The organism is Clostridium neonatale (genome assembly GCF_900465025.1).
GTDB lineage: Bacteria > Bacillota > Clostridia > Clostridiales > Clostridiaceae > Clostridium > Clostridium neonatale.
In genome coordinates this window covers 991,034-1,011,407 of sequence record NZ_UICR01000002.1, presented here as the reverse complement: position 1 = coordinate 1,011,407, position 20,374 = coordinate 991,034, and the positions used below count along the sequence as shown (strand labels likewise).

At 30.0% G+C, this 20,374-nt stretch carries 31 protein-coding genes; all 31 read left to right on the top strand.

Features of this window, described 5'->3' with window-relative positions:
• Nucleotides 1-70: 70 nt before the first annotated feature.
• Nucleotides 71-247, top strand: a complete 177-nt coding sequence (locus CNEONATNEC86_RS16235; RefSeq protein WP_200848537.1) for a hypothetical protein — start codon at nucleotides 71-73, stop codon at nucleotides 245-247.
• A gap of 1 nt (nucleotide 248) precedes the next feature.
• Complete coding sequence (locus CNEONATNEC86_RS21635) at nucleotides 249-923, top strand: AbrB/MazE/SpoVT family DNA-binding domain-containing protein (protein ID WP_159136402.1); 675 nt, start codon at nucleotides 249-251, stop codon at nucleotides 921-923.
• Nucleotides 924-1,018: 95 nt separating this feature from the next.
• On the top strand, nucleotides 1,019-1,231 hold the full coding sequence (locus CNEONATNEC86_RS16225; protein WP_159136401.1) for a hypothetical protein: 213 nt from the start codon (nucleotides 1,019-1,021) through the stop codon (nucleotides 1,229-1,231).
• Nucleotides 1,232-1,265: 34 nt separating this feature from the next.
• Nucleotides 1,266-1,454 (top strand): hypothetical protein, encoded by a 189-nt coding sequence (locus CNEONATNEC86_RS16220; protein WP_159136400.1) that lies wholly within the window; start codon nucleotides 1,266-1,268, stop codon nucleotides 1,452-1,454.
• 12 nt (nucleotides 1,455-1,466) lie between these two features.
• Nucleotides 1,467-1,724, top strand: coding sequence for a sporulation transcriptional regulator SpoIIID (locus CNEONATNEC86_RS16215; protein ID WP_159136595.1), 258 nt, complete (start codon nucleotides 1,467-1,469; stop codon nucleotides 1,722-1,724).
• Nucleotides 1,721-2,662, top strand: a complete 942-nt coding sequence (locus CNEONATNEC86_RS16210) for a hypothetical protein (RefSeq protein ID WP_159136399.1) — start codon at nucleotides 1,721-1,723, stop codon at nucleotides 2,660-2,662. Before CNEONATNEC86_RS16215 ends, CNEONATNEC86_RS16210 begins: the two co-directional genes overlap by 4 nt.
• Nucleotides 2,663-3,040: 378 nt before the next feature.
• Nucleotides 3,041-3,202, top strand: a complete 162-nt coding sequence (locus CNEONATNEC86_RS16205) for a hypothetical protein (protein WP_159136398.1) — start codon at nucleotides 3,041-3,043, stop codon at nucleotides 3,200-3,202.
• Between the two features lie 105 nt (nucleotides 3,203-3,307).
• Nucleotides 3,308-3,760, top strand: a complete 453-nt coding sequence (locus CNEONATNEC86_RS16200; RefSeq protein WP_159136397.1) for a siderophore-interacting protein — start codon at nucleotides 3,308-3,310, stop codon at nucleotides 3,758-3,760.
• A gap of 158 nt (nucleotides 3,761-3,918) precedes the next feature.
• Complete coding sequence (locus CNEONATNEC86_RS16195; RefSeq protein WP_159136396.1) at nucleotides 3,919-4,386, top strand: transposase; 468 nt, start codon at nucleotides 3,919-3,921, stop codon at nucleotides 4,384-4,386.
• Nucleotides 4,379-5,779, top strand: a complete 1,401-nt coding sequence (terL, locus tag CNEONATNEC86_RS16190; protein WP_159136594.1) for a phage terminase large subunit — start codon at nucleotides 4,379-4,381, stop codon at nucleotides 5,777-5,779. The genes CNEONATNEC86_RS16195 and terL overlap by 8 nt, the downstream gene beginning before the upstream one ends.
• Before the next feature lie 15 nt (nucleotides 5,780-5,794).
• Nucleotides 5,795-5,947 (top strand): hypothetical protein, encoded by a 153-nt coding sequence (locus CNEONATNEC86_RS16185; RefSeq protein WP_159136395.1) that lies wholly within the window; start codon nucleotides 5,795-5,797, stop codon nucleotides 5,945-5,947.
• A gap of 29 nt (nucleotides 5,948-5,976) precedes the next feature.
• Nucleotides 5,977-7,383 (top strand): phage portal protein, encoded by a 1,407-nt coding sequence (locus tag CNEONATNEC86_RS16180; protein ID WP_159136394.1) that lies wholly within the window; start codon nucleotides 5,977-5,979, stop codon nucleotides 7,381-7,383.
• Complete coding sequence (locus CNEONATNEC86_RS16175) at nucleotides 7,376-8,890, top strand: minor capsid protein (RefSeq protein ID WP_159136393.1); 1,515 nt, start codon at nucleotides 7,376-7,378, stop codon at nucleotides 8,888-8,890. The genes CNEONATNEC86_RS16180 and CNEONATNEC86_RS16175 overlap by 8 nt, the downstream gene beginning before the upstream one ends.
• A 1-nt stretch (nucleotide 8,891) precedes the next feature.
• Nucleotides 8,892-9,140 (top strand): hypothetical protein, encoded by a 249-nt coding sequence (locus tag CNEONATNEC86_RS16170; RefSeq protein WP_159116703.1) that lies wholly within the window; start codon nucleotides 8,892-8,894, stop codon nucleotides 9,138-9,140.
• Between the two features lie 66 nt (nucleotides 9,141-9,206).
• The gene (locus CNEONATNEC86_RS16165; RefSeq protein ID WP_159136392.1) at nucleotides 9,207-9,581 is read left to right on the top strand and encodes an Acb2/Tad1 domain-containing protein; all 375 of its coding nucleotides are present in this window, start codon (nucleotides 9,207-9,209) and stop codon (nucleotides 9,579-9,581) included.
• Nucleotides 9,581-9,850 (top strand): hypothetical protein, encoded by a 270-nt coding sequence (locus tag CNEONATNEC86_RS16160; RefSeq protein WP_317051686.1) that lies wholly within the window; start codon nucleotides 9,581-9,583, stop codon nucleotides 9,848-9,850. Before CNEONATNEC86_RS16165 ends, CNEONATNEC86_RS16160 begins: the two co-directional genes overlap by 1 nt.
• Nucleotides 9,851-9,888: 38 nt before the next feature.
• Entirely contained in the window at nucleotides 9,889-10,212 is a 324-nt protein-coding gene (locus CNEONATNEC86_RS16155) for a hypothetical protein (RefSeq protein WP_159136391.1), read from the top strand.
• Nucleotides 10,213-10,373: 161 nt separating this feature from the next.
• A complete protein-coding gene (locus tag CNEONATNEC86_RS16150; protein WP_159136390.1) occupies nucleotides 10,374-10,982 on the top strand; it encodes a phage scaffolding protein in 609 nt (202 codons plus the stop codon).
• A 20-nt stretch (nucleotides 10,983-11,002) separates the two neighbouring features.
• Nucleotides 11,003-11,950: a major capsid protein gene (locus CNEONATNEC86_RS16145; RefSeq protein ID WP_159136389.1), complete on the top strand. Its 948-nt coding sequence runs from the start codon at nucleotides 11,003-11,005 to the stop codon at nucleotides 11,948-11,950.
• Between the two features lie 14 nt (nucleotides 11,951-11,964).
• A complete protein-coding gene (locus CNEONATNEC86_RS16140; RefSeq protein ID WP_159136388.1) occupies nucleotides 11,965-12,168 on the top strand; it encodes a hypothetical protein in 204 nt (67 codons plus the stop codon).
• A gap of 11 nt (nucleotides 12,169-12,179) precedes the next feature.
• A complete protein-coding gene (locus CNEONATNEC86_RS16135) occupies nucleotides 12,180-12,524 on the top strand; it encodes a phage head-tail connector protein (RefSeq protein ID WP_159136387.1) in 345 nt (114 codons plus the stop codon).
• A 1-nt stretch (nucleotide 12,525) separates the two neighbouring features.
• On the top strand, nucleotides 12,526-12,915 hold the full coding sequence (locus tag CNEONATNEC86_RS16130; RefSeq protein WP_159136386.1) for a hypothetical protein: 390 nt from the start codon (nucleotides 12,526-12,528) through the stop codon (nucleotides 12,913-12,915).
• Entirely contained in the window at nucleotides 12,915-13,442 is a 528-nt protein-coding gene (locus CNEONATNEC86_RS16125; RefSeq protein WP_159136385.1) for an HK97 gp10 family phage protein, read from the top strand. Before CNEONATNEC86_RS16130 ends, CNEONATNEC86_RS16125 begins: the two co-directional genes overlap by 1 nt.
• Nucleotides 13,443-13,868: a phage tail terminator family protein gene (locus tag CNEONATNEC86_RS16120; protein WP_159116698.1), complete on the top strand. Its 426-nt coding sequence runs from the start codon at nucleotides 13,443-13,445 to the stop codon at nucleotides 13,866-13,868.
• Nucleotides 13,858-14,034 carry a YqzN/YkzM domain-containing protein gene (locus tag CNEONATNEC86_RS21340; protein ID WP_200847575.1) on the top strand — a complete coding sequence of 59 codons (177 nt, stop codon included), beginning with the start codon at nucleotides 13,858-13,860 and terminating at the stop codon, nucleotides 14,032-14,034. The genes CNEONATNEC86_RS16120 and CNEONATNEC86_RS21340 overlap by 11 nt, the downstream gene beginning before the upstream one ends.
• Nucleotides 14,035-15,357 carry a phage tail sheath family protein gene (locus CNEONATNEC86_RS16115; RefSeq protein WP_159116697.1) on the top strand — a complete coding sequence of 441 codons (1,323 nt, stop codon included), beginning with the start codon at nucleotides 14,035-14,037 and terminating at the stop codon, nucleotides 15,355-15,357. It abuts the gene before it with no gap.
• An 18-nt stretch (nucleotides 15,358-15,375) separates the two neighbouring features.
• Nucleotides 15,376-15,855 (top strand): phage tail tube protein, encoded by a 480-nt coding sequence (locus CNEONATNEC86_RS16110; protein ID WP_159136384.1) that lies wholly within the window; start codon nucleotides 15,376-15,378, stop codon nucleotides 15,853-15,855.
• A 22-nt stretch (nucleotides 15,856-15,877) separates the two neighbouring features.
• A complete protein-coding gene (locus CNEONATNEC86_RS16105; protein WP_159136383.1) occupies nucleotides 15,878-16,291 on the top strand; it encodes a phage tail assembly chaperone in 414 nt (137 codons plus the stop codon).
• 178 nt (nucleotides 16,292-16,469) lie between these two features.
• Nucleotides 16,470-18,734 (top strand): autotransporter outer membrane beta-barrel domain-containing protein, encoded by a 2,265-nt coding sequence (locus tag CNEONATNEC86_RS16100; RefSeq protein WP_159136382.1) that lies wholly within the window; start codon nucleotides 16,470-16,472, stop codon nucleotides 18,732-18,734.
• Nucleotides 18,734-19,393 carry a LysM peptidoglycan-binding domain-containing protein gene (locus CNEONATNEC86_RS16095; protein ID WP_159136381.1) on the top strand — a complete coding sequence of 220 codons (660 nt, stop codon included), beginning with the start codon at nucleotides 18,734-18,736 and terminating at the stop codon, nucleotides 19,391-19,393. The genes CNEONATNEC86_RS16100 and CNEONATNEC86_RS16095 overlap by 1 nt, the downstream gene beginning before the upstream one ends.
• Before the next feature lie 9 nt (nucleotides 19,394-19,402).
• Entirely contained in the window at nucleotides 19,403-20,374 is a 972-nt protein-coding gene (locus tag CNEONATNEC86_RS16090; RefSeq protein ID WP_159136380.1) for an XkdQ/YqbQ family protein, read from the top strand.

The following is a 20,374-nucleotide window of genomic DNA, read 5'->3' as shown; positions in this document are numbered from 1 at the left end:
AAAGGTATTGATTATTCGTAACGAATAGCATATAATAAATACATAAGATAAAGATAAGGAGTGGTTAATTATGAAAAAAGATTTAACAAAGGTTTATGCAGAATGGAGAGCAGCAGGTGAAGATGGAGAAGCAACATTTACATGGGATTGTGGAGAAAAGAGTGCAAGAGAAGATTTCACAAAGTATGCAGAATTAGACGAAGAAATAACATTCGAAGAAATGTTAGAGCTAGAAAGTAATTATTAAGATGCATATAGCGGTTGAAATTTATAAAAAAATTTTAAAAGGGGAACTTAAACAATTCCCCAACCGCTTTTGGGTTGATCCAGGAGCAGAAGAAAATGCAAAAGAAGTGACTAAGTATTTTGTTGAAGAAATACTAAAATGGAATCATGACGATATTAGGGAAAAACTTTGTGAAGCAATCTTTAGAAAAAATAAATTAAGTGGAATGTTAGAATCTACATTCGGAAGAAGTCCATTTAAAGCAATAGATAACGCATATCCCAACACGTTTAAAGAGTGGGAATTTAAAGCCGCACCCAAACATATATGGGAAGTAAAAGAGAAAAGGGAAGAAGCGATAAAATGGCTTTTAACAAAAGCCAATAAAGACAAGTTTGAAGAATTAACTAATATAGATTTTTTAAATAATGGTCTCGGTGGATTAATGGATTATTTGCATAGGCATAAAGAATTTGATAACATAGATAGAAACACAGTAGAAGAAGGCTTAAACGCTAAAGAACGTATATTAAAAGTTAGTTTTAATAAAAGCGGAGGGACTTCTAGTAGAAATGGTGTTACTACAAGATTAACACTTCCTATAAGTTGGATAAGAGAATTAGGAATTACAGAGGAAAACAGAGAAGTAATTGCTAAAATAGAAAATGGTAAAATAATTATAAAACCTAATAAGTAAATTAAAACTGCACTATTCAATATTCGAGTAGTGCAGTTTTTATGTTTAAAATACTACGTCATACTAAAAAAGTCAGCAGAAAGGAAAGAGAATGAATGAAGAAAACGGATATAAAAGAACTTATAGATTCAACTATATTAATGGCTAAATGTAGTATTGAATTTAATAAAGAATTAATTAAGCAAGGTGCTGATATAAAACTTGCAAACGAATTAACAAAGACATATATAACAGCAATTTGTACTCCAAAAGAAACAAAGAAAGATTTAGATTTATCAATGTTAGGAATACGAACAAATTTAAATTAATACTTAGATCGGATGTAGAAAAAGGAGGATATGCATGTTAGAAATATTAAAATATATATTTTCGAGTCCATGGATATTTACTGGAGCAGTAATGTTAATATATGTGATTGGAGACATAATGCAGAATATTGTTGTTATCATATGTAAAACAGTAATTGGAGCAAAAGGAATTAAGTATTTTGATAGGACAGATATAAGAACAAATGATACTTCAGAGATGTGAAAGGATGGGCAAATAAATGATTATATTGAAGCTAGGGTCAAAGAAGTAGCTCAATATATTATAGATACTGATGCTACTGTTAGAGAAGCTGCTAAAAAATTTGGAGTAGGTAGAAATACTATATATTTAGATATTACTGAAAGGCTTAAGGAAATAAATCCATTGATGCAAGCTGAGATAAGTCTGATATTAAAATCGCATAAGTCAGAAATGAATATACGAGGCGGTATTTCTACTAAAAGTAAATTTAAGGGAGGGCAATCATTATGATAACTGAATTTAAAAGCAAAGAGCAATTAGCTGAAGAAAAGAAAGTTAAACTTGAAAAGCAAATAGATGAAATGTTAAAGGAACGTCCAGGATTGCAAACAGAAAGACTGATTAGGTTACTAAAATGTGGAGATTTAAAGGATGATAGGCTTTATATAAGTAATGGACTTGTTAAATTAAAATTTGGGATAAGAAAGGTGTATAAAGAACTAGACGATTTTTATATTCCAGAAATTAATAGAGTAAGAAAAATATTAGAAGATAAAAAGCTATCTAGGCGTTTTAAAGAAGATTATAAGAACTATTTAGAAGAGTTAAATCAATATAGAGATAGTGCTAATAGTTATTTAATGGATTGTGGAGCTACAATAATTGATTCATTTGTGCCAATGTTAGATAAATACTTTACGGAACATGAAATAATTCAAATTATAGGTGGATCATATGAACAGGCTAAGAGAATAAAAGAATGGAGAGATAAAAACGAAACTGGAAACATGTTATTAACAGAAAGTCTAATTATGCATCATGTTGAGTATAGATGGAGAAAGGGAAGGGGAAAAGATTATTTAACCTGTCCTAGATGGGAAATGCCATTATTTGAATGTGTAAGTAGTTATGTATGGGATGTTATTAACAGTGATCCAAAGGCTAAGGCTGATATGGACAAAGTATTTGAAGATATTTTTGGTGAAGCCATGGTGTATACCACTACAGATTCACAAGGAAATATTATCAGTACTGAAAAAGTGATTCAAAAATTAACTATAAATGAGTTAATAAAAGATTATCAAGGTCCATTTATAAATCAGTTGAAGCAGCAGGACACATTTGATAATAAAACAACATATAGGATCAAACGAGTTGATGTTGGTGTTTATGATGTCATTACAGAAGACAAAGAAGTATTGGATAGAATATATAAAAAGCAAGCCTAAATTCTTATTACAGAATTATTACAATTTTTATGACAGTGCAAAGGCTCAAGGTGTAAAGGATAGAACGCAATTTTAAAAAATTGGAAAAAATTCTTGTTACACTTTTTGTTACAGCCGAAACCCTCACCGTTTCTATGTTCCCTTATATATTATATATATATGTAATAATAATAATAAATATATATATATATAAAGAGAAATATATATACATAGATAGATACTATATATTATATATAAAGATAAGCACATACAATTTTAAATCTTGTTACAGATGTAGAAATTTATGTAACCTTAGAAATAGTGAGGGTTTAAGGCATAATAATGACTAAAAATTCTTGTTACATGAGCCTTAAATTCTTGTTACGTGAGGTGATTTTGATGGGTTTTAATATGTTAGAAATTAAAAAAGATAGATTAAAAGAAGTTGAATCTCAAATTAGAAAGGCATATAGGAGTAATCATAAACCTAATGGATATTTATTAAATGAGAGAAGACAGTTGAAATCAGAAATACAAAAGATGGAAGAAAAAAGAAACTAAAATAATTAATATAAAAAAGCATTAGAGAATATAAACGGCAATTTATATAGTTTCTCTAATGCAGCTACCTATCCTAATTATACCATAAAGGATGGGTGATTAAGTATGAATGAAGATAAAGATTTATATAAAAAAACTGATGGAGTACTCTTTAATTATAAATTAATAAAAGCAGAGATATATAATTTAGAATTAGACATAGAGGAGCTCGAAGAAGAAAGAGACGGAATTAAAGCTATATCATATGATGAAAAATCAAGTCCGACTCATAAGTTTAGCAGTAGTGTTGAAAATGAAGTTATTAAAAAAGAAAAAGAAATAAATAAGTTGCTTAAGGAGAAGAGATCCAAGGAAAGATTGATAACCAAAATAGATAATGCATTAGATACATTAGAATCAGAAGAAAAAGAAATTATTAGATTAAGATGTTTTGAAAGAAAACCATGGAACATAGTTGGAATGGTAATTAATAAAGATGCTGATTATTGTGGTAAGATAAAGAGAATCACTGTAAATAAAATATCTGATTTAATTTGGATGAGAAGAAAAATTACTTAAAATGAACGGAAAAATCACGTAAAATTTACTGAAAAAAAACGGATTTTTTACTTGTATAGAACTGAAAGCATATATTATCATACTATCATAGAAATTTATCAAGAGACACTCAGTTGGGTGTCTTTTATTATGCAATAAAACAGAAAGGAAGTGAGTCTATGGCAAAGTCAAAATATGAAACACATGTAAAAGATAAATTAATATTAATTGAAGCATGGGCTAGAAATGGGCTCACCGATGAACAGATAGCAAAGAATTTAGGAATAGGTAAAACAACATTCTATAAATATTTATCTGAGCATAACGAACTTTCTGAACTCCTTAAAAAGAGCAAAGAAGTGGTTGACATACAAGTTGAAAATGCTTTATTAAAAAGAGCATTAGGCTATAAGTATGATGAAGTGACAAAAGAGCTTAATGAGGATACTGGAGAATTAGAAGTTACCAAGGTAGTTACTAAAGAAGTTCAACCAGATACTACAGCACAGATATTCTGGTTAAAGAATAGAAAGCCAGAAGACTGGAGAGATAGAAAAGAAGTTGAACATAGTGGAAATATAAATAATCCATATGAAGGATTGACAAAAGAAGAGTTGTTAAAGATAGCAGGTGCTGATGATGGATAAAAAGCTAATTAAGTTGGGTGCTAAATGTGAACTTGCAAGACGTGAGTTCTTTTTTTATTGCAATTTAAAAGCACCTGACTTTTATAAAAAAGATAGAAAATATCTAGTAGAGCTATGCAATGACCTTCAAGAGTTCTATGAGGGTGAAGATGAAATACTTGTAGTAAATGAACCTCCTAGACATGGAAAATCAAGAACAGCAGGATTATTTGTTGAATGGGTACTTGGTAAAAATCAAACTGAAAAGATAATGACTGGATCATATAATGAAACTCTTTCAACTATGTTCTCTAAGAATGTTAGAAATAGCATCCAGGAAGAAAAAGCAGATAAGTATAAACCAGTATTCAGTGATGTATTTCCTAATGTAGCCATAAAGCGTGGTGATGGTGCTATGAACTTATGGAGCTTAGAAGGCGGATATAATAATTACTTAGCAACTTCACCAACAGGAACAGCAACAGGATTTGGATGTTCATTAATGATTATTGATGATTTAATCAAGAATGCAGAAGAAGCCAATAACGAAGGTGTTAAAGAAAAGCATTGGGAGTGGTTTACTAATACCATGCTTTCAAGACTCGAAGAAGGTGGAAAAATAATAATCATAATGACCAGATGGGCAAGTGATGATTTAGCTGGTAAAGTACTTGAAGAAATGGCAGACAGAAAGATTAAGCATATATCTATGAAAGCTCTTCAAGATGATGGAACAATGCTTTGTGATGAAGTATTAAGTAGAAAGTCATATGAAAATAAAATTAAGACTATGGGTGCAGATATAGCAAGTGCCAATTATCAACAAGAGCCTATAGACTTAAAAGGTCGTTTATATAGCTCATTTAAGACTTATACATCATTACCTAAAGATAGTAATGGTAATTTATTATTTACAGCTATTAAGAACTATACAGATACGGCAGACAAGGGAGAAGACTACTTATGCAGTATCAACTATGGTGTTTATGATAAAGAAGCTTATATATTAGATGTGCTTTATACACAAAAGGATATGTCAGTTACTGAAAATGAGACTGCTAAGATGTTATATCAAGGTAATGTCAACAAAGCAGATATTGAGAGTAACAATGGTGGAGAAGGTTTTGCAAGAAATGTAAAAAGAATATTAAAAGAGAAGTTTGGCAGCAATAAAACAGTTATTAAGCCATTTCATCAATCTAAGAATAAAGAAGCTAGGATACTTAGTAATTCAACTTGGGTAATGGAACATATATATTTCCCTTCAAATTGGAAAGATAGATGGCCAGAATATTATAATGCCATGATTAAATATCAGCGTGAAGGAAAGAACAAACATGATGATGCTCCAGACGCTACAACTGGAATAGCAGAAATGATAAATAAACCTAGTGGTATGTCAGTACTTAAATAAAGGTGGTGAATTAACTTGAAAGAAACATTAGAGAAAATGATTGAACGTTATAATAATTGTCCAGAAGGATTTATAATAACAGAAATTTTAAGAATATTTTGTGATGCTATAGATGAAGAAACTAAACTAAAAGCATTGGATGCATTAAGAAAATCTATTAGTGAGTAAATTTAATAACTTAAGAGGTGGTGAATTAATTGGAAATAGAAGTAATAAAAGAATTAATTAAGAAACATACAATATGTCATACTAACATAGTATGGAAGGCGCTTAAAGCAGAAAGTTATTACAGAAATAAGAATGATATTCTAATATATGACAGAAAGAAAAATGATGATTCAGATAATCCATTAAGAAATGCAGATAATAGGATATCAAGTAATTTTCATGGATTGTTGGTTAATCAAAAAGCATCATATATGTTTACGGCTCCACCACTTTTTGATGTTGGAAATAAAGAGTCTAATAAAAGAATTACAGACATATTAGGAGATAACTACGCTAAAGCTTGTAAGGATTTATGTATTAATGCTGCTAATAGTGGTATAGCATGGTTACATTATTGGTTAAATGATGATAAACAATTAGAATATGGTGTAGTAGATAGTAAGCAAATAATCCCTATATGGTCTAGTAGTTTAAATAAAAAGCTTTTAGGAATATTAAGAGTTTACAATGATACAGATGATAAAGGTATAACTTATGATATTTATGAATACTGGAATGATACTAAATGTCAAGCATTTAGAAAGAAATCTGATCTTACTATAGAGGAAGGATTAGAAATCTATACAATGTTTAGTAATTTTATAGCAGATTCTAATGCAAATCAACAAAGTAATGAATTTAACCATGGATTTGAAAGAGTTCCATTTATACCATTTGGAAATAACAATTTAATGACAAGTGATTTAGATAATGTAAAACCACTAATAGACGTGTATGATAAAGTCTTTAGTGGTTTTGTTAATGATCTTGAGGATATCCAGGAAATAATATTCATACTTACTAATTATGAAGGAGAAGACTCAAAAGAGTTCTTGTCTCAGCTTAAAAAATATAAGACTGTTAAGGTGAATGATAGTGGGGCTGGAGATAGAAGTGGATTGCAGACATTAACAATAGATATTCCAATAGAAGCTAGAGAAAAACTTTTGACTATGACAAGGAAAGCAATATTTGAACAAGGTCAAGGAGTAGATCCACAACAACAAGACTTTGGAAATGCTTCAGGTGTTGCGTTGAAGTTCCTATATTCTTTACTAGAGCTTAAAGCTGGACTTACAGAAACAGAATTTAAATTAGGTTTTGGTGAGTTTATTAGAGCGATATGTAAATATCTAAATGTTGAATGTAAATCAATTATTCAAACATGGACCAGAACAGCAATAACGAATGATTCAGAATTAGCTGATATATGTACTTCAAGTGTTGGTCTTTTAAGTAATATGACTTTATATAAGAATCATCCATTTGTTGAGGATGCAGACAAAGAAGCAGAGCAAAAGAAGAAAGAAGATGAAGAAAAAGAGAGTGTGTATCCACCAAACTTCAACAAAGATAATTTAGGTGATAACTCAAAAGATGGTGAGTTAAATGGATAGTCAAGAGTATTGGAAGAAGAGAGCTGAAGAAATTGCTGATTTAGAATTTAAAAAAGTTGAGGATTATAAACTAAAGATGCAGCTAGAGTATAAGGATGCATTAAAAAGTATACAAAGGGATATAGAAAATTTTTACGCAAGGTTTGCACAAAATAATGATATTTCATTACTTGAAGCTAAAAAGTTACTAAATTCAGACCAATTAGAAGAATTTAAAATGGATTTAGAAGAGTTTAGAAGAATGTCAAAACAAGCTAATCCAGATTGGGAAAAAGAATTAGTAAATGTGTCTTTAAAAACTAGAATAAGCAGATTAGAAGCTTTACAGATTAGAATAAGAAATGCAATAGAGCAATTATATACAGATCAGCAAGAAGAAGGAACAGAGCTTTTAAAAGATACGTATGAGGATACTTACTATAGAAATATTTATAATATTCAAAGTGGCACTGGCATAGGAGTTGATTTTGCTAGGCCAGATAGTACTGCTTTAGATAAAGTTATTAATGAAAAATGGTTAGATAGTAATTATAGTGATAGGTTATGGAAAGATAAAATATCTTTGTTAACAGAATTGCAGACTAATCTTGCACAAGCTTTTATTCGTGGAGATAGCATTGATAAGACCACTAAAACAGTAGCAAGAAGACTTGGAACAGACTTCAATAAGACAAGAACTCTTATTAATACAGAAAGTGCATATATAGCACAGAAAGCTACTTTTGATGGATATAAAGCTACAGGAGTTGAACAGTATCAAATTATTGCCACATTGGATTTGCATACAAGTAAATTATGCAGGAGTTTAGATCTTAAGATATTTAATCTATCAGATAAAGAAATAGGAGTTACAGCACCTCCATTTCATCCTAATTGCAGAACTACAACAGTAGCATATTTTGAAGACATGATGTTTGGCGAAAGACTTGCAAGAGATAGTGAAGGTAAAACTTATTATGTTGATAGGAATATGAGTTATGAAGACTGGTATAACAAGTATGTTAAAGGAAATCATAGAGAAGAATTAGCAGAACTTAAGATTAAGAATAAATCTAGTGATAAGAGCCAATATGAAAAATATAAAGAAATATTAGGAGATGAAGCTCCTAAAACTTTTGATAAGTTCCAAGATTTGAAGTATAATAATAATAAAGATTATGAAGGTTTAAGAACATTATATAAAGATGTTAATTGGCAGATTAAATCACAAGCGAATATTGTAAGTGGTAGCGAGCATAAAGTACCTTTTAATGCTGAACCTAATAGTGTTTTTGATAATTATAAAAATGGAAAATTAGAGTCTAGAAGATATTATGGTAATACTGGAAAGCCACGATTAGATATTGATTTAACTAATCATGGAAATGCTGCACAACATAAAACAGTTCCACACCAACACAATTGGTTAAAAGATGAATCTAATCATGATGATATAAAAAGGCCTAAAGATTTACCGTTAACTAAAGCTCAAATGATTGCTAATAAAGAGATTTTGAAAGGAGATTAGTATGGATTTAGGAAAATTTAATAGCTTACAAGAATTGATAGATTCAATTGACATGGGCTTAGATATAGAATTTTATCTTTACAGAACTAGATATAATATATCTCCTGGAGATGATGAATACTTTATCTGTGAATGTCCTAATGGAGATGCAGTATATTATAGAAATGGTTTAGAGATGGTTAACACTCATAAAATAGATGGTCAATTATTAAAAGATATATGGAAAGATATTGGATTATATTCAATGTAATTAGCACTTACTTAGAAAAAAGAGTAGGTGCTTTTATTATGCAAAAATTTAAGGAGGAATTGAAAGATGAAAGAATTAAGTACAATCCAAAAGAGAGAAAAATTAAATCAAGTTTTTGTAGCAGATGAAATAGGTCCAGGAGGTGCACATCATGAATATCACATTGTTATAAATGATGGAAAAGAAAAAGATATTGCTAATGATGTTGTTATTATTAAGTTTCAAAAAGGACCTATAAAAGAGAAAAATTCACAACATGGAGTAGGTAACGAAGATTTACTTGAAATAGTAAGGGATAGATTAAAATCATTTCAAGATGGACCATTTGCTAGTGAGTACAATGCTAAGGCTCTTGAACATGTGGAAGAAGCTTTAATGTGGCTTAATAGAAGAGTTGAGGATAGAATTGAAAGAAATGTATTAGGAAGGAATGAGAAATAATGAAGTATAGAAAAAAGCCAGTAGAAATTGAAGCATTTCAGTATGATGGAGATTTTCAAAATAGTGAAGGTACTTATTATATTCCTGAATGGGGAATTGAAGCTCACAAGAAAGGAATATTATATTTTGATGGTCCGATTCTTAAGCTTAAAACTCTTGAAGGGGATATGAAGGCAAGTATAGGCGATTTTATAATTAAGGGCGTAAAAGGAGAGCTTTATGCTTGTAAGCCAGATGTATTTGAGAAAACATATGAATTAGTTGAATAAGTCTTAGAAATAAGGCTTATTTTAGGAGGAATTGAAAGATGAACTATATTTGTATTATATGTGATGGAAAAGAAATAGTATTTGGTTGTAAAGAGACAGCAGAAACATTACAGGATTTTATTTTAAATGCAAGTTATTCAAATAGATGTTTTATTAATGATATATCAGATACTAATAATAGAAGAATAATGATAAATCCTAAAAAGGTTTCACTTATAATGGATGTGACGAAAGAAGTTAAAAGGGCAACTAAATCAGTTAAACCTATAAAAGTAAAAAGTGAAGTAAATATCATAGATGGGGTTATTGATGAACTTGCGAAAAAGATAGAGGAAAGTTTAAAAGAAACATTTGAAATTTAAGTCTTAGTGATAAGGCTTTTTATTTTGCCATTAGCAAGGCGTAAAAAGGCTTATTATTTTCGCCCTTTTTACAGGTTTGCAGGGCATAAAGAACAAAGGTAATTCTACAGTACCTGGAGAGCAGGTATAAAAATCTATTAGAAGTAAAGGAGAAATGTAAAATGGAATGGCTAAGAAAATTAATTGAAGGTGCTAAAAAGAATGAAGATGGAAGTATAGATATTGATGATTTAATGAAACAAGTTAATACTGAATTTCCTAAGAATGCAGTACCTAAGAGTACTTACAATGATGTAAGTGAACAGCTTAAAACTGCAAATTCAACAATTACAGATTTAAAGAAAAATAATGTTGATAATGATGCATTACAACAAACAATTAAGGAACATGAAACTACCATTAAAACTCTTAAAGATAATGCTACTAAGACTGAAAAAGAATATGCATTAAAAGATAAACTTAAGGATTTAGGTGTAACAGATGCAGATTATCTTATCTATAAGCATGGTGGTATTGACAAATTTAATTTTGATGGTGATAACAAACCAATAGGAGTTGAAGATATTATTAAACACTATAAAGAATCAATTCCACATGTTTTTAAGAATGATACAGTAAAACCAAAATATAATCCAGCAGCTGGAGGAGATCCAATAGGGGCTAATCCATTTGCAAAAGAAACTTACAATCTTACACAACAAGGAAAATTATTAAAAGAGAATCCTGCACTAGCTAAAGAATTAATGGCAGCAGCAGGATTTAAATTATAGGAAAGAAAAGGTGATGTAAAATGGCAAAAACAAAGATTAGTGATGTAATTGTACCAGAGGTATTTAATCCTTATGTAGTACAAAGAACAATGGAATTATCAGCATTATATAATAGTGGGATTATATCAAATAATCCAGAATTAGATAGACTAGCATCAAGTGGTGGAACAACAATTAATATGCCATATTGGGAAGATTTAAATGGTGATGATGAAGTACTTTCAGATGATGGAGCATTAACACCAGCAAAAATTACAGCTGGTCAAGATATAGCTGTTCTATTAATGAGAGGTAAAGCTTGGAGTGCAAATGATTTAGCAAAAGCATTATCTGGAGATGATCCTATGGCTGCAATTGGTGACTTAGTTGCAGAATATTGGGCAAGACGTATGCAGGCTACAGCTATAAAATTATTAGATGGAGCATTTGCTGCTAGTAATATGACAAATAAAGTTCTAGATATTTCTAGCTTAGGAGATGATAAAGCTAAGATAAATGGTGAAACATTCCTTGATGCATTGCAACTTATGGGAGATGCAAAAGACAAACTGACTGGTGTTATAATGCATTCAGCTACAGAAACACAACTTCGTAAGAATAACTTAATTCAAACAGAACTTGACTCTAATAATAAACCAATTTCATTATTCATGGAGAAGAGAGTAATAATTGATGATTCTTGCCCAGTATCTACTGGTAATTATACAACATATTTATTTGGAGAAGGGGCAATTGGTCTTGGTAATGGTGGAGCACCAGTTCCAACTGAAACAGATAGAGATAGCTTAGCTGGAGATGATATTTTAATAAATAGAAAACACTATATTTTACATCCAAGAGGAGTAAAATGGATTGGTTCAGCAGCAGGTTCATCACCTACAAATGCAGAACTAGCAACAGGTACTAATTGGTCAAGAGTTTATGAGGATAAAGCTATTCGTATGGTTAAGTTTGTTCATAAACTATAGGAAAGGGTGATTATATGAGTGCTACAGCATTTCAAAGAATGAGGAGAGAAGCAGCATTTAAAAAGAAAATAGAGAATAATTCAGTGACAGAAAAAGACTTATCAGATATGAAAGTTGATGAACTTAAAGAATATGCACAAAAAAGAAATATTGATATTGGGAAGGCTACAAGTCAATCTGGTATATTAGAAAAAATAAAAATGGTGCAAGATAAATAGGATGTGATTTTATGGAGTTAGATAAACTTAAAGCTCTTTTAGGAATTGAATTAGATGATACATTAAAAGATACTATACTTGAATTTATTATAGATGATGTGACTAATATAATATTAGAATATTGCCATATTGAAGAAATATCTAAAGGATTACTAACTACCGCTTATAAAATGGCTGTTAAATTGTATAGAAACGAGAACCTAGGCAGTGAAGAAACTGCTATAGGTTCTATTTCATCTATAAGCGAAGGAGATACATCTACTAGCTTTAGAGAAAGTGTAGAAAGTGATTATAAGGATAGTATTTTAAATGAATATAAATCTAAGCTGAATAGATATAGAAAGTTGGTGTGGTAATATGAACAAAGCTATTTTACAAGCAAGAAAAGCACATAAAAAAGCTATAGAAATGTTTTATGAACATACTTGCACTATAAGAGGTTATGGGAAATATAAAGATCCAATTACTAAAGAAACTAAGGTTGGATTAAATCCATCACCTAAATATGAAAATCAGCCTTGTAAAGTATCTAAGAGTAGTTTAGGAAAGAATAATCAAACTGACACAACTAATAATAAAGATTATGAGATTAAACTTTTTATAAGTCCTGAAATTGAAATACATCAAGGTGATGAAATAGAAACAAATGTATTTGGTGCAATTACTAAATACATAGCAGGAGAACCACTTCCAATATATTCATCACATCAAGAAGTTGTCTTAGAAAATAAGGATAAAAAAGCATAATGGCAAAGCTTATTGAATTTGATTATTCTGAATTTAGCAAATTTCTTAATGGGTTAAAATTAGGACAAAAAGATATTGATAAAAGGATAGAAGATTTTATTTATTTTATAGCTAATAGAGCTTTAGATAAGATGGAGGAGAAAACTCCAGTAGGTGTTTATTCTAATAGTGTTCATTTTAAAGCCTTTAAAGTTAAAGCTAAAGGTAATGGATTTAATTTAGGTGAATATGTTAATGTGGATTTTGAAACAGCTCAAAACAAGGTTGGCGGAAATTTAAGACGTAATTGGAGAATTGTCAGTGTTAAAAAAGTCAACAATAAGTGGGTAATCGAACTCGCAAATAATACTGAATATGCAGGATGGGTCAATAATGGTCATAGAATAGTTGATAAAAATAAAAGAACCTTAGGATGGGTTGAAGGTAAATTCTTTGTAGAAATTGCAATGGAAGAAATTGAAAAGGAATTACCTATCTATGTTAAAAAGCTACAAGAAGATATATTAAAGCAGATGTTTGGAAAGTAGGTGATATCTATTAACGATATAAGAATAGCAATTCAGCAGGCTTTAGATAATGACTATCCTAATATAGAAATATACAGTGAAAGTATAGAACAAGGTTTTGAGGTACCTTGTTTTTTTGTTAAATTAATATCTTCCAACCAAGATAAACAATTAAATAATAGATATAAGCAATCATTACTTTTTGATGTACACTACTTTAGCGATAAAGAAGAAGATTTAAATAAAGACTGCTTAGATGTAGCTGTTAATTTGTATAGGGTCTTAGAGTATGTAGAAATTGAAGGGCATAAATATAGATCACTAAAAATGAATCATAAAGTTGTAGATGGGGTATTACACTTCATGCTGAAATTTAACTATAACATCTTGAAAGTAATTGAACACAATAAGATGAAAGAATTAGAGGTGAATGTAAATGGGAAATAAAGATAAGATTGAGCCTAAGTTTACTAAAGATCAATTAGTAAATTCGAAACATTTCAATGTGAATGAAAAGGACATTCTTAATGCTTTGCTATTTGATACTGAACAGTATTCCATAAAAGAAGCTAAGGCAGTAATTGAAACATTTTATAAAAAGGAAGTGAAATAGATGAGTGGAGGTACTTGGAGTAAACAAGATAAGGTAAGAGCTGGTGCTTATATTAACTTTAAAAGCAAAAATAAAGAAACTAATTTAGTTAATGATAGAGGAACTGTAGGATTACCATTAGTATTACCATTTGGTCCTGAAAAGAAAATTATAGAGATTGATAATGATACAGACTTATTTGCTTCTCTAGGATTAGAAAAAGCAGATGAATCTGTATTAATGCTTAAAGAAGCTTTAAAGAAAGCTCAAAAAGTTCTATTGTATAGGCTAAATGAAGGTACTAAGGCAACTAAAACAGTAGAAAGTTTAACAGTAAGCGCTAATTGGGGTGGGACTAAAGGAAATAGTATTAAAGTAGTTATACAAACTAATGTTGACGAGCCTAGTTCATTTGATGTTATTACTTACTTAGGTGATACAAAATTTGAAACTCAAACAGTTAAAACTATTAATGAATTAGCAGCTAATGAATTTGTTAAATTCTCAGGAACAGGAGCACCAACACTAACAGCAGGATTTAATCTTGAAGGTGGTACTGATGGAACAGCTACAGCAAAAGACTATACAGATTTCTTAAAGCAATTAGAATTATATAATTTCCATGCTGTAGCAATACCTTTTGATGATAGTAGCACTAAGTTAGTTGTTAAAGAGTTCATAAAAAGGCTTAGGGAAGATGAAGGAAAGAGAGTTCAAGCAGTATTACCTAATTATAAAGAAGCCGACTATGAAGGAATTATAAGCGTTAAAAATGGTGTATTTATAGAAAATAATATTCAAATAGATAAAGTAAAAGCGACAGCTTATATTGCAGCATTAACAGCAAGTGCAAGCTATTCAACATCAAATACTTATAAATCTTATGAAGGTGCTGTTGATGTTGATACTAGATATACTGATAAAGAAATTAAGGAAATTATTAATGATGGTGAAATAGTATTTGTTAATACCATAGTAAACAATCAACCTAAGATAATAATAGAACAGGATATAAATACATTTAAGACTTTTACTGATGATAAAGATAAGAGCTTTAAGAAAAATAGAGTTATAAGAACTCTAGATGGAATCAATAATCGTATTAAAGCTAGATGGGAAGAAGCTTATATTGGAAATGAAGATAATACTGAAGATGGAAGAAACTTATTTAAGAAAGATATATTAAAAATTTTAGAAACACTTCAATCTGATGGAGCTATAAAGAGCGTAGCAATTGATGATATAGAGGTACTTGAAGGTGAATCTATTGAATCAGTAGTTGCTAATGTAGCAGTTCAGCCAGTAGATGCAATGGAAAAATTGTATATGACTGTATTTATATAAGAATGGAGGAATTAAAGTATGAGTGAAACAGCAAGAAAGTTTTTTAATTTTAGTGACACCATATCTGGAACAGAAGCAAGAGGATTCATAACTATAGATGGTAGAAATGAAGATTTATTCTATGCTAAAAAATTAGATTCTAAAGCTAAAAAGACTAAGAAAACAGGAAAAACTTTAGGCAATAGAGCACAGCAAAATAAAGCAGCAGGCTGGGAAGGTACTGGGACACTAACAGTTTATTATGTTACATCATTATTCAGAGAAATGATGATTGAATATATGAAAACAGGTAAAGATGTTTATTGCGATATTACTGTTACCAATGAGGATGAAACATCTAGCGTTGGAAAACAAACAGTAGTATTAAAAAGATGCAATTTTGACGAAGTTAGTATGGCTATGTTTGATATAGATAGTGAAGCACTAGAAGAAGATATGGCATTTACTTTTGAAGATGTAGACTTATTAGATAAATTTAATAAATCAACAATATCGTAGAATACAAGGGAGGATTAATATAATGAATAATTTTGAAGATTTTTTAATGGAGAGTTTTGATGATAATGCAGAGGTTGAAAGAGAATTAACTATTGGTGGTAGAAAAAAGAAAATGAAATTTAAGGCCTTGGCTGCTACTAAGGGTGATGAAATAAGAAAGAAACATAGAAAAGTATCTTTCGTAAAAGGACAAAAGATAGTTGAAACAGATCAAGATAAGTATTTGGCAGATTTAATTGTTGAAACTACTACTTATCCAGATTTAAAGAATGCTGAACTTCAAGCTGCTTGGGGAGTAGTTGGTGGAATAGAATTGCTTAATGCTATGAAAGCTAAAATGACAGATGGCGAATATTCAGAATGGTCAAATACTGTAAGCGAAATTAATGGATATGATAAAAGCATGAATGAACTTATGGAAGAAGCAAAAAACTAATTAAGGGGGGTGATAGTGAAGCAGTATATGCTCACTATGCTCTCCATAGACTTAAGAAATTTCCTCATGAATTAATGAATCTATCCAGAGAAGAAAGAGCATTTGTTTATGCTTCAATTGATTTTCAAGCACTAAAGGAAAAGAAAGATGCTGATAAAGCTAAGAGAGGATGTTGAGAATGAATGGAATAAATGTGATGCTTAGTTTCTTTGATAACTTTTCTAATGGTATTAATAAAACAGTTAGTGCTACAGAAAAGGCAGCAAATAGTTTTGATAATTTAGGGAATTCAGCAAATATGGTGAATGTTAATTCAAGTTCTATAGATAATATGGCAAATTCAGTAAGTAATCTAAGCAATCAAATAGATAACTGGACTAATAAGATAGGAAACTATGATAAGTCTGCAATGGAGGCTATATATACAACAGAGGAATTAGTACAGATGGGGTATAAAACCGCAAATGCATTAAATAATACAGTTAATGCTGGTAAAAATATAGAGCCACCATTAGATAAGGCAAGCAAACAACAAGAAAGATTTAATAATACTATTAATCAAGGCTCTAGTAGTATGAGTGGATTAACTAGTAAAGTAAGTAATTTATTAAAAACTTATTTAAGCTTTCAAGTAATTAAACATGGTATTACATCAACTATAGGTGAAGCTATGAAGATGCAACAGCAATTGTTTACTATTCAAGGTATCATGGGTAATACAGAAGTAGGAACAGCTTATTTTAATAACTTGCAGAAAAAAGCTAATGAATCAGTATTTGCATTTGAAGATTTTGCACAAAACGCTAGAAACTATATGCAATTTACAAAGAATACTGATACACTTGATAAACTTGCTAACTTATCAGAAAGATTAACATTAGTTGATCCAACACAGGGGTTACAAGGTGCAGGATTTGCCCTTAAAGAAATGTTGAGTGGTGATGGGACATCTCTTAAAGAAAGATTTGGATTTGGAAAAGCTGACATAGAAATATTAAAAGCTAGTAAAGATATGAGCTCATTCTTAGATCAATTTGATAGTTTATTAAACAAAAAAGGCTTTACGGAAGATATGCTTGCTAAATACAATCAATCAGCAAGTGCTCAATTTGATAACTTAAAATCTAATATAGTTACATCAATGGGGCAGGCTGGAAATGGAGCATTAGAAGCACTAAATCCAGTTATAACTCGTTTAAATCAAGCATTTTCAAATGGAAGTGTACAAAATGGTATTAATACACTATCTATAGTATTAACTAATGCAGTAAATACTGGAATTTGGTTATTTAATATAATAACAAGCATAGGTACTGGAGTTAAGAACAATTGGAGCATAATAAGTCCAATATTATTTGGGGTAATTGGTGCAATTTTAACGATGAAGTCAGTTACTTTAGCTCTCAATATAGTTACAGGAATAAGCACAGGACTACAGACAATTCAAGCAATAGCTATAGCTGTGAAAACGGAAGCAACAATAGCTAGTGTTGCAGCCGATAAAGAATTAACAGTTGCTCAATGGGCTTTAAATTCAGCAATGCTTGCATGTCCTATTACATGGATTATTATAGGAATAATTGCTGTAATAGCTATTTTTTATGCAGCAGTAGCAGCAGTAAATCACTTCGCAGGTACTACATGGTCAGCAACTGGAATAATATGTGGAATAATTGCTACAGGTGCAGCGTTTATAGGAAATGCAGTGCTTGGAATAGCTAATTTTATAATAACATCTGGGATTACTTTATATAATTTAATTGCTACATTTGCTAATTTCTTTGCAACAGTATTTAATGATCCAGTGGCAGCTATAGCTAATCTATTTGTAGGACTATTTGATACAATATGTGGAATAGTTCAAAGTGCAGCTAGCCTTATAGACACAGTTCTAGGAAGTGATTTAAGTGGAGCAGTAGCGGGATTCCAAGGGAAAGTTGATGATTATGTTAATGGCATAACAGCAGATAGCACTGTTACAGTAATGGAGAAATTAGATGCTTCTAATTATACCTTTGATAGATTTGATTATGGTAACTCTTGGAATACTGGTTATAACTTTGGAGCTGGTATTGATAGTAAAGTAGGTGGAATGTTTGGAAGCTTAGGATCAACATTAGATAATTTAAATGGTGGTGGTTTAGGTGCAGATTTAGATTCATGGAATAAAGCACAAGGACCAGGAAATTTAGCTTTTGGAAATGATGATAAAAAGAATCTTAAGAATATTAATGATAAGATAGACGTTTCAAATGAACATTTAGAAATGCTTACAGATTTAGCTAGTGAAAAAAGTATATCTAATTTTGTTACACTTACTCCAACAGTACAAGTGACTACAGGGGATATAAGACAAGAAGCTGATATAAATAAAATAATATCTGATATAGAAACTTATATGGAAGATGAATTACAGAATAGTGCAGAAGGGTTGTATGCATAATGTATAAGATGTATTTAGGAATAAATAATGGTGAAGAAGGTTTTATTATACCAAGATTGCCAGAAAAAATTGATATAAGTGAAGATGGAGATAATAAAACATATAATATTATAAATCTTGGGGAAGTAAATAATATAGCACTACCTAAGTTAACCAATATATCTTTTGAAAGTTACTTCCCTTTAAATAATGGACCATATGTAAGCTCGGATCAATTATTTAATCCGAGCTTTTATATTAAGAAAATTAATGAGTGGAGAAATAATTTACAAAAGATTAGATTTATATTTACTGGTGGTCCGATAGAGATTAATGATTTATTCTCTATTGAAAATTTTAAATATAATGAAAATGGTGGAGAAGTTGGAGATATATATTTTTCTATTGAACTAAAAAGATATAAGCAATATGCAGCTAAAAAAGTAATAGTGCAAACGTCTGGTAATGGTGCAACAGTAACTACAATATCTCAAAATAGTTCAAGGGAAGACAACAAGAAATCTATCACAAACTATACAGTAGTTAGTGGAGATACTCTTTGGTATATAGCTAAAAGATTTTTAGGGGATGGTAAAAGATGTACTGAGATTGCAAATTTAAATAATATTTCTAATCCGGATAAAATATTTATTGGTCAAGTTTTAAAGATTCCACAGTAAGGAGAGTATATGAAAATACAATTATTAATTGATGATAAAAAAGGAAATGTATATGATCTATCTGAACTTACTGAAGAAGTTACTTGGAAAACAAAGAGGAAAGATAGTCCTTCAAGCTTAGAGGTGAGTTTATTGGAAGATACTCAAGTAACGATATCTAATGGTGATGTTATAAGTTTTAGGGTCAATGGAAATAAAGTATTCTATGGTTATGTATTTAAAAATAGTGGAGATAGTGGGCCGGAAATAAAATTCACAGCTTATGATCAGATTAAGTATCTTATGTATAATGATGTTTATGTTGGAGTAAATAAAAAGGCAAGTGACATTCTTTATGAGATACTAAATAATTTAGAACTTAGAATTGGAAATATAGAAGATACAGGATATGTCATTCCAACGTTTCAAGAAGATGATAAAAAATATTTAGATATTATATATAGTGCATTGAATAAAACAGTTACTGCCAATACCAGAACTTTTACTTTGTATGATGATTTTGGGTATATCAATTTAAGAGATATAAACAACTTAAAGCAAGAAACTGTTATTAGTGATGATAACAATCTAGGAGATTATGATTGGGAAAATAGTATTGAAGACAGTTACAATAGAATAAAATTCGTAAAAGATAATGAAGATAGTAAAGGCAGAGATGTATATATTGCACAGGATAGTGATAGTATTGCTAAATGGGGAAGGCTTCAATTATTTAAAAAAATTGATGATAATTTAAATAAAGCACAAATTGAAGAAATGGTTAATGGAAATCTTAAACTTAAAAACAAAGAAAGTAAAAAACTAAAATTAAAAGATGTATTAGGAGCAGGTACTGCTTCAGATTTAAACCTTAGAGGTGGTTTTGGCGTTTATGTATCTATAAAGAAAAGAAATATAAATCAGTACTATTTAATTGAAGAAGCTACACACAAATTTTCTAAAGATGGTCATACTATGGATTTTGATTTAAAGGTGGTGTAA

What these genes read in the sequence shown, in the direction of transcription:
- CNEONATNEC86_RS16235 (WP_200848537.1), top strand. Translation starts at nt 71, where the DNA reads ATGAAAAAAGATTTAACAAAGGTTTATGCAGAATGGAGAGCAGCAGGT.
- CNEONATNEC86_RS21635 (WP_159136402.1), top strand. Translation starts at nt 249, where the DNA reads ATGCATATAGCGGTTGAAATTTATAAAAAAATTTTAAAAGGGGAACTT.
- CNEONATNEC86_RS16225 (WP_159136401.1), top strand. Translation starts at nt 1,019, where the DNA reads ATGAAGAAAACGGATATAAAAGAACTTATAGATTCAACTATATTAATG.
- CNEONATNEC86_RS16220 (WP_159136400.1), top strand. Translation starts at nt 1,266, where the DNA reads ATGTTAGAAATATTAAAATATATATTTTCGAGTCCATGGATATTTACT.
- CNEONATNEC86_RS16210 (WP_159136399.1), top strand. Translation starts at nt 1,721, where the DNA reads ATGATAACTGAATTTAAAAGCAAAGAGCAATTAGCTGAAGAAAAGAAA.
- CNEONATNEC86_RS16205 (WP_159136398.1), top strand. Translation starts at nt 3,041, where the DNA reads ATGGGTTTTAATATGTTAGAAATTAAAAAAGATAGATTAAAAGAAGTT.
- CNEONATNEC86_RS16200 (WP_159136397.1), top strand. Translation starts at nt 3,308, where the DNA reads ATGAATGAAGATAAAGATTTATATAAAAAAACTGATGGAGTACTCTTT.
- CNEONATNEC86_RS16195 (WP_159136396.1), top strand. Translation starts at nt 3,919, where the DNA reads ATGGCAAAGTCAAAATATGAAACACATGTAAAAGATAAATTAATATTA.
- terL (WP_159136594.1), top strand. Translation starts at nt 4,379, where the DNA reads ATGGATAAAAAGCTAATTAAGTTGGGTGCTAAATGTGAACTTGCAAGA.
- CNEONATNEC86_RS16175 (WP_159136393.1), top strand. Translation starts at nt 7,376, where the DNA reads ATGGATAGTCAAGAGTATTGGAAGAAGAGAGCTGAAGAAATTGCTGAT.
- CNEONATNEC86_RS16170 (WP_159116703.1), top strand. Translation starts at nt 8,892, where the DNA reads ATGGATTTAGGAAAATTTAATAGCTTACAAGAATTGATAGATTCAATT.
- CNEONATNEC86_RS16165 (WP_159136392.1), top strand. Translation starts at nt 9,207, where the DNA reads ATGAAAGAATTAAGTACAATCCAAAAGAGAGAAAAATTAAATCAAGTT.
- CNEONATNEC86_RS16160 (WP_317051686.1), top strand. Translation starts at nt 9,581, where the DNA reads ATGAAGTATAGAAAAAAGCCAGTAGAAATTGAAGCATTTCAGTATGAT.
- CNEONATNEC86_RS16155 (WP_159136391.1), top strand. Translation starts at nt 9,889, where the DNA reads ATGAACTATATTTGTATTATATGTGATGGAAAAGAAATAGTATTTGGT.
- CNEONATNEC86_RS16150 (WP_159136390.1), top strand. Translation starts at nt 10,374, where the DNA reads ATGGAATGGCTAAGAAAATTAATTGAAGGTGCTAAAAAGAATGAAGAT.
- CNEONATNEC86_RS16145 (WP_159136389.1), top strand. Translation starts at nt 11,003, where the DNA reads ATGGCAAAAACAAAGATTAGTGATGTAATTGTACCAGAGGTATTTAAT.
- CNEONATNEC86_RS16140 (WP_159136388.1), top strand. Translation starts at nt 11,965, where the DNA reads ATGAGTGCTACAGCATTTCAAAGAATGAGGAGAGAAGCAGCATTTAAA.
- CNEONATNEC86_RS16135 (WP_159136387.1), top strand. Translation starts at nt 12,180, where the DNA reads ATGGAGTTAGATAAACTTAAAGCTCTTTTAGGAATTGAATTAGATGAT.
- CNEONATNEC86_RS16130 (WP_159136386.1), top strand. Translation starts at nt 12,526, where the DNA reads ATGAACAAAGCTATTTTACAAGCAAGAAAAGCACATAAAAAAGCTATA.
- CNEONATNEC86_RS16125 (WP_159136385.1), top strand. Translation starts at nt 12,915, where the DNA reads ATGGCAAAGCTTATTGAATTTGATTATTCTGAATTTAGCAAATTTCTT.
- CNEONATNEC86_RS21340 (WP_200847575.1), top strand. Translation starts at nt 13,858, where the DNA reads ATGGGAAATAAAGATAAGATTGAGCCTAAGTTTACTAAAGATCAATTA.
- CNEONATNEC86_RS16115 (WP_159116697.1), top strand. Translation starts at nt 14,035, where the DNA reads ATGAGTGGAGGTACTTGGAGTAAACAAGATAAGGTAAGAGCTGGTGCT.
- CNEONATNEC86_RS16110 (WP_159136384.1), top strand. Translation starts at nt 15,376, where the DNA reads ATGAGTGAAACAGCAAGAAAGTTTTTTAATTTTAGTGACACCATATCT.
- CNEONATNEC86_RS16105 (WP_159136383.1), top strand. Translation starts at nt 15,878, where the DNA reads ATGAATAATTTTGAAGATTTTTTAATGGAGAGTTTTGATGATAATGCA.
- CNEONATNEC86_RS16100 (WP_159136382.1), top strand. Translation starts at nt 16,470, where the DNA reads ATGAATGGAATAAATGTGATGCTTAGTTTCTTTGATAACTTTTCTAAT.
- CNEONATNEC86_RS16095 (WP_159136381.1), top strand. Translation starts at nt 18,734, where the DNA reads ATGTATAAGATGTATTTAGGAATAAATAATGGTGAAGAAGGTTTTATT.
- CNEONATNEC86_RS16090 (WP_159136380.1), top strand. Translation starts at nt 19,403, where the DNA reads ATGAAAATACAATTATTAATTGATGATAAAAAAGGAAATGTATATGAT.